Source organism: Neglectibacter sp. X4, from assembly GCF_009917365.1.
Taxonomy (GTDB): Bacteria; Bacillota; Clostridia; order Oscillospirales; family Acutalibacteraceae; genus Acutalibacter.
Genome location: NZ_QWLE01000089.1, coordinates 1 through 5,231, shown reverse-complemented (window position 1 = coordinate 5,231; position 5,231 = coordinate 1). Strand labels below are relative to the sequence as shown.

The 5,231-nt window shown below is 43.1% G+C and carries 9 protein-coding genes; 2 read left to right on the top strand and 7 right to left on the bottom strand.

Annotated features, from left to right (window positions below):
• The coding region (locus D1841_RS16170) for a hypothetical protein (protein WP_160644667.1) at window positions 1-206 on the top strand (206 nt) is incomplete at its 5' end.
• 41 nt (window positions 207-247) lie between these two features.
• On the opposite strand, the gene D1841_RS16165 is transcribed toward D1841_RS16170, so the two are convergent.
• On the bottom strand, window positions 248-496 hold the full coding sequence (locus tag D1841_RS16165; RefSeq protein WP_160644669.1) for a helix-turn-helix transcriptional regulator: 249 nt from the start codon (window positions 494-496) through the stop codon (window positions 248-250).
• 166 nt (window positions 497-662) lie between these two features.
• Here D1841_RS16165 and D1841_RS16160 point away from each other — a divergent pair, with 166 nt between their 5' ends.
• Window positions 663-1,277: an amidoligase family protein gene (locus D1841_RS16160; protein WP_160644671.1), complete on the top strand. Its 615-nt coding sequence runs from the start codon at window positions 663-665 to the stop codon at window positions 1,275-1,277.
• Window positions 1,278-1,350: 73 nt separating this feature from the next.
• Here D1841_RS16160 and D1841_RS16155 read toward each other — a convergent pair whose 3' ends face one another.
• The 6 genes from D1841_RS16155 to D1841_RS16130 form a co-directional block, all read right to left on the bottom strand.
• Window positions 1,351-1,617, bottom strand: coding sequence for a hypothetical protein (locus D1841_RS16155; protein ID WP_160644673.1), 267 nt, complete (start codon window positions 1,615-1,617; stop codon window positions 1,351-1,353).
• Between the two features lie 82 nt (window positions 1,618-1,699).
• Window positions 1,700-2,128 carry an RNA polymerase sigma factor gene (locus D1841_RS16150; RefSeq protein WP_016216492.1) on the bottom strand — a complete coding sequence of 143 codons (429 nt, stop codon included), beginning with the start codon at window positions 2,126-2,128 and terminating at the stop codon, window positions 1,700-1,702.
• A gap of 450 nt (window positions 2,129-2,578) precedes the next feature.
• Window positions 2,579-3,217, bottom strand: a complete 639-nt coding sequence (locus D1841_RS16145) for a HEAT repeat domain-containing protein (protein ID WP_160644675.1) — start codon at window positions 3,215-3,217, stop codon at window positions 2,579-2,581.
• An 11-nt stretch (window positions 3,218-3,228) separates the two neighbouring features.
• On the bottom strand, window positions 3,229-3,948 hold the full coding sequence (locus D1841_RS16140) for a CPBP family intramembrane glutamic endopeptidase (protein WP_160644677.1): 720 nt from the start codon (window positions 3,946-3,948) through the stop codon (window positions 3,229-3,231).
• Entirely contained in the window at window positions 3,945-4,139 is a 195-nt protein-coding gene (locus D1841_RS16135; RefSeq protein ID WP_016216495.1) for a cysteine-rich KTR domain-containing protein, read from the bottom strand. The genes D1841_RS16140 and D1841_RS16135 overlap by 4 nt, the downstream gene beginning before the upstream one ends.
• 20 nt (window positions 4,140-4,159) lie before the next feature.
• Complete coding sequence (locus tag D1841_RS16130) at window positions 4,160-4,798, bottom strand: DUF998 domain-containing protein (protein ID WP_016216496.1); 639 nt, start codon at window positions 4,796-4,798, stop codon at window positions 4,160-4,162.
• Window positions 4,799-5,231: the final 433 nt, after the last annotated feature.

Below are 5,231 nucleotides of genomic sequence, written 5' to 3'. Positions count from 1 at the left end.
TCGATATCGCCGAGGAGAACATTGACAACGGCTTCTCCGGGAACCCGGTGGAGCAGGCGCAGGATCTGGGGGAGCAGCTGGCCCAGCGCACGGTGCAGAATGGTCAGCTGGCCGAAGAACGGGACGAGTACAAGGCCCGGGCCGAGGCCGCGGAGGCCCAGCTGATTGTCCTTAAGGCCAAACTGTACGACTATATGACGGCCTAAAGAAATACACGAAAGGGGCGGAAGGTCATTCCGCCCCTTTGCTATTCCCTGCCGCTTTCCTGCTGTTCTGCCAACTCCGGCTCAATGATATCCGCTATGTGGCAGCCCAGCACCTGGGCTACCTTATAAAGCTGATACACATCCCTGGGGAGCCGTGTCCTACGGCCCCAGGCGTCCAGCGTAGGCAGCGGCACCCCGCTCCGGCGGGAAAGCTCCGACCGGGATATCCCCAGTTCCAGGCACTTCTTATCTATGGGTGTGGTATTTGCGGCTGCGGACAATCTTGGCATTTAGGCCCCTCCTCCCATTTTACTTTATTATATGCGTATGTATGGCAAAAGTCAAGCCGGCATATACACCAGGAGAATAGCAGAATGTTTGTGCGCCTTAGCGGCTTGTATTCAGTGCGTGTGTATGGTAATATACAGACACAATCAAACCACGGAGGTAAACAAAATGAACGCGAAACTTGCTAAAATGGTCGAGGACATGAAGAAGCAAACCATCGGTGTGGAGATCGAAATGGCCGGGATCACCCGGCAGGAGGCCGCTAAGGTGGTAGCAAAATATTTCGGCACCGAGCGCACTGTGCGGCATGAGGCTGGCAGTTACGATTCCTGGAGCTGCCAGGATCGGCAGGGCCGGGTGTGGAAAATCACACGGGATTCCAGCATCCGGGCCGCCCGCGACGCCGAGAAGACCGAGCTGGGCACTCCGATCCTCACTTATGACGACCTGGAGGACTTGCAGGAAGTCGCCCGCCAGCTCCGTCACGCTGGAGCGGTCAGCAATCCGGCCCACGGCTGTGGGGTGCATATCCACATCGGAGCCAACGGCCACACTCCCGCTTCCCTGCGGAACCTGGCGAACCTGATGGCCAGCCACGAGAGCCTGCTGGCCAGCGCCCTGAATCTCGACCAGGGCCGGATGGAGGACTACTGCAGAACCGTTGACCCCCGCTTTCTGGAGCGGCTGAACCGGGAAAAGCCCAGCACGATGTCGGCCTTGTCCGATGTGTGGTATGAAAGCCTGTCTGTTCAAAATAAACTCCTTTCCGACAGTCGGATATGATGTTTGTAGTGATGTTATTTTACCATATCCACCGCCTTACTTCAATACTTTAAAGCCCTAATTTGAAATGTTTTTACACCTCTGCACCTAATACCCGATTGACTTTGGTTATCATATCTTCCTTTTGTTCCCTGTCGAAATGAGCACAGGCGACATAATAAATACCATCAATCTCCTTTACAAAATCCAAATCTTTTGGTTTTGAAATTTGCTCAAAGAAAGCAAGGCGTTTCTCTTTTGGCAATTCCGCAAGCATATCATAAATGCTGTTGATTGCTTCTCGGATAGTGATATCTTCGGTAAATTGCTCCTTTGTTGTTTCGTCTATATAGCTGTTCATATGCAATAATCCTCCTATAAAGAATAGAGTGAGAGAAAATTCCCCTCACTCTATAGTCCTTGAAAAAGCTGAAAATTACCCTCTAACGCTTAAATTGCTTCAGCTTTTTCCGCAGATGGTCTAATCTTGCGTAGATAGCTCCTGTTGTCAGACCGACAAGTGGCGCAATCTCCTTTATGGAATAGCCCTGTATTTTCAGCAGAACGATTTGCAGGGTACGCTTGTCCACCGCAAGCAATGCCCGATACAGATTTTCGTTTTCAATCTCGTCCAATAAATCCGCAACAGAATGTATCTCTATCGGTTGCTCAGCGTCTGCCATTCCCTCAAGGTATTCCCCGATATCGTTCAGATATCGGTAAAACCGTCTGGTTGCATTAAAATCCGCCCTGTCATAGATACGGATTTTTTCGATGGTATCCTCGTCAACACCGCATTTCCGTAAAATCGTTTCCTCAGCTTCTTTCCAGATACGCCATTTGCGTTCTTCCCGTCCGTGGTTATATGCCATTTTAATTTCCTCCAGTCTGAATTTTGAAAATCGTTAAAATCCAGATTGAAAAGGCGGCGAACGACATCCCACGCCAGAAATCGCTTTGCGCCGTATTTCTGTAAAAAACGACAAAAGAAAAACCGCAAAGGCTGTCATACCTTTACGGTTTAAGGAGAATTTATTTCTATTGTGTAGAGATTTGACTTCTACTTTTGAGGTGCAAAGCCCCCATGCAGTAGCGAGGATTTTTTTAACAGGTTATCCGCCCATCCTCGGTATGGTATATGTAAGTAGAAGCTGCTGCTTGCAGACAATAAAAAATCCCTCCAAACTTCAAAAGCGAAGTCGGAGAGTGTTTAGAGTATAGCAAAGCAGCTCACCGAAACATCGTTTTTTTATTCGGTGGGCTTGTCCTACCTATGAATATATATAAAAGAAAGAGCCGACAAACTGCGATTGCTCACAAGTTTATCGGCTCTGCGTCATAGCGTCTGGCTCTTTGATGGTTTTGGATAATGTGGCTCTAATTGCTCCTTTAGCGTGAATACGGACTACGCTAACCTCATCGTGCGTTGCTATATATTCTAATTTTTCTAAGTATGGTCGCACAAATTCGGGCGTTCGTTTTCCTAACACCCGAAACATCTCTGGTGCTTCCATTCGAACTCTTTCGTTTTCATCGTTAAGAAGCTCTGCAAATATCGGCAAACAATTCTCATACACCGCCCATGTATTTGTCGCAATGTTTTCAGAAGCCCATATAAAACTTAACCGTACATTAGGGCTTTTATCTCCTGCCAAGGTCAATAGTTCCTCAAAATAAGGGGCAACAAGCTTGTAATCTGCTCTGCCAATTCGTCCTAAAGCATTAGCGGTACGCTCTCTTAATAAGTCATTTTCCGAAACGATAAAAGAAGCAATTTCTTTTGTATATGGTGCGACCTCCTGCGGATATATCAATCCCATCTCTCCAAGCAGCCACATTGCTTTAGCCGTTATTTTAGGAGATTGATTTTTAAGCAAAGAAGCTACATAGGGGATATTTTGTTTCCAAATACTTTTATTTTTTGTCAGTTGAGCAAGTTCACGATATAATTTTTCATCCATAAGCGTTGTTTTTACCTTTCTTTTCTATTCGCTCTCACAAGCACAATAAATACTACAACAATTATGCACAATGTAACGATGCCTGCCATTGTTGAAGCTATTGTCATTTTTAGAAATTGTTCAAATTTCAACATATAGGTTACAAAGGCATTGGGGAGATTCACAAAGTATGCAACAATCAAATTGTTTCCAGAAAGTTTATAAGCAACAGCAAACCCAATTCCAACGGCGAACAGCAAAAGAATATCCTCAAAGGTACGAAATCTCGGATAGCCCACATGGTAAAGCGAAAACATCAATCCAGAGACCAGAATTGCGGTTATAGTGCCAAATTCTTTCTCGAACTTATTTTGAAAAAATCCACGGAATACAAACTCTTCAAAAAAGGTTGTCATAATCAGCGGCACAATCCCCATAGGAAGCAAGTTCCAAGGAATAATTCCACCTTTAGCTACTATGGGAATAATCTGTCCGCCAACCGAAAAAACAATAAATACTATTAAAATGAAAACTTGCTTTTTGCCAAGTGCTTTAATCCCAAGGAAGTCAAATACATTTTTCTCTTTCCGCAATAAGAAAAGGGGGATTAAAAAGCTAAACAATATACCATACAGGACATTATAGAAGCAGAAATAGTATATCGGTTTAAGAAGCAAATTTGCAATGCCGACACAAAGCACTAATAGTACTTCTAATGACAATGCCATAAAGATTGTTTTTATCTTATTCATTCCCCTTTATTCCTCCGCTTTTTATCAATATCTTCAATGACCGTTACTTGAAGTTTTTTTGCTTCAATCAATGTCTCTTGTTTACACTTCGGACAGTATAAGGGAAAATTCAAAAGAACCGTATCTTCTCTGATTTGATTACGGGTTTTATTGCCGCAAACGGGACAGAGTATCCATTCTATTTTTGTCATTTCAATACCTCACTATCGCTCTAAAAGAACAAGTTGTTCATAGACTTATAAACAAACGGAATATACATACAAAACAAAGCAAGGCGTTCCCATAATCCCTCATACTTCAAAAGGGTATTTTGAAATTGCTCCTTATCTCCCATAACAAAACAGGCAAAGAAAATAAGCGATAAAATAAATGAGCTTATACTGATGATGCCCTCAACCATGCCATTTTGCTTAAAAGCTACAATTCCATTTAGCAACGGAAAAAACAGTAACGCCATAAAACCGATTGCAGCACCTACTCCATGTATCTTTGAAGCTGTAGTAACTATGTCTTTGCTCTCGTTCACACTAAAAAATCCAGAAATAAGTCCTGCACCAACAGCAAAAATTCCAATCGAAAGAAGCATGAAAACCGCCAGAACAGGAAACTTTGCTCTTAATGACAGAAAATATACGCCTGCTGTATATGCTAAGAAACCGCCAAGCCAGATAAGCCATATATTATAAACAAGTCGGACAGGACTTTTCGGACTACCTAAAACACTCATAACCATTATCTTGCCGTTATATTCAGAATAAAATCGTTCCAGTATCCACGGAACAATAAACTCGCCTATGATTGTGAATAACAAAATCATATTAAAGAACCTATTGCCTGCTATGTTTTTCATTTCGTTATTCTCCTAATATTTCTCTATACTTCCTTGAAAGTTATGGGCTTTTTGAAGCAGCGGTCCTTTTGCCCCCATTGTAAAGGCAATATCACTGCTGCGAATAGATAACAACTCCATTCCAGATTGTAGGTCTAAGACCGCCAAGGTACTGTGCGGCAATTTAATCACACCATTTTTATCAATATCGAGCCAAGCATATTTACGCCCTTTATATTGTATAAACTCACCCTCTGAAAGCAAGCAATCCCTTAATGCAGGACAATCCTCTAAAATATGCTTTAACTTTGAATTTGACAGCAAAGAATATGTAGTAACACAAAAACCTCCTGTTATTTTGCTTCCTGTAAAGATAATCGTACTGTAAACTAAAATGAAAGTTGAAGACCCGCCAGCCCTTCTGGTACAATGGTTTCACCACAAATCCAAGTAC

What these genes read in the sequence shown, in the direction of transcription:
- D1841_RS16135 (WP_016216495.1), bottom strand. Translation starts at nt 4,139, where the DNA reads ATGACAAAAATAGAATGGATACTCTGTCCCGTTTGCGGCAATAAAACC.
- D1841_RS16140 (WP_160644677.1), bottom strand. Translation starts at nt 3,948, where the DNA reads ATGAATAAGATAAAAACAATCTTTATGGCATTGTCATTAGAAGTACTA.
- D1841_RS16160 (WP_160644671.1), top strand. Translation starts at nt 663, where the DNA reads ATGAACGCGAAACTTGCTAAAATGGTCGAGGACATGAAGAAGCAAACC.
- D1841_RS16155 (WP_160644673.1), bottom strand. Translation starts at nt 1,617, where the DNA reads ATGAACAGCTATATAGACGAAACAACAAAGGAGCAATTTACCGAAGAT.
- D1841_RS16150 (WP_016216492.1), bottom strand. Translation starts at nt 2,128, where the DNA reads ATGGCATATAACCACGGACGGGAAGAACGCAAATGGCGTATCTGGAAA.
- D1841_RS16130 (WP_016216496.1), bottom strand. Translation starts at nt 4,798, where the DNA reads ATGAAAAACATAGCAGGCAATAGGTTCTTTAATATGATTTTGTTATTC.
- D1841_RS16165 (WP_160644669.1), bottom strand. Translation starts at nt 496, where the DNA reads ATGCCAAGATTGTCCGCAGCCGCAAATACCACACCCATAGATAAGAAG.
- D1841_RS16145 (WP_160644675.1), bottom strand. Translation starts at nt 3,217, where the DNA reads ATGGATGAAAAATTATATCGTGAACTTGCTCAACTGACAAAAAATAAA.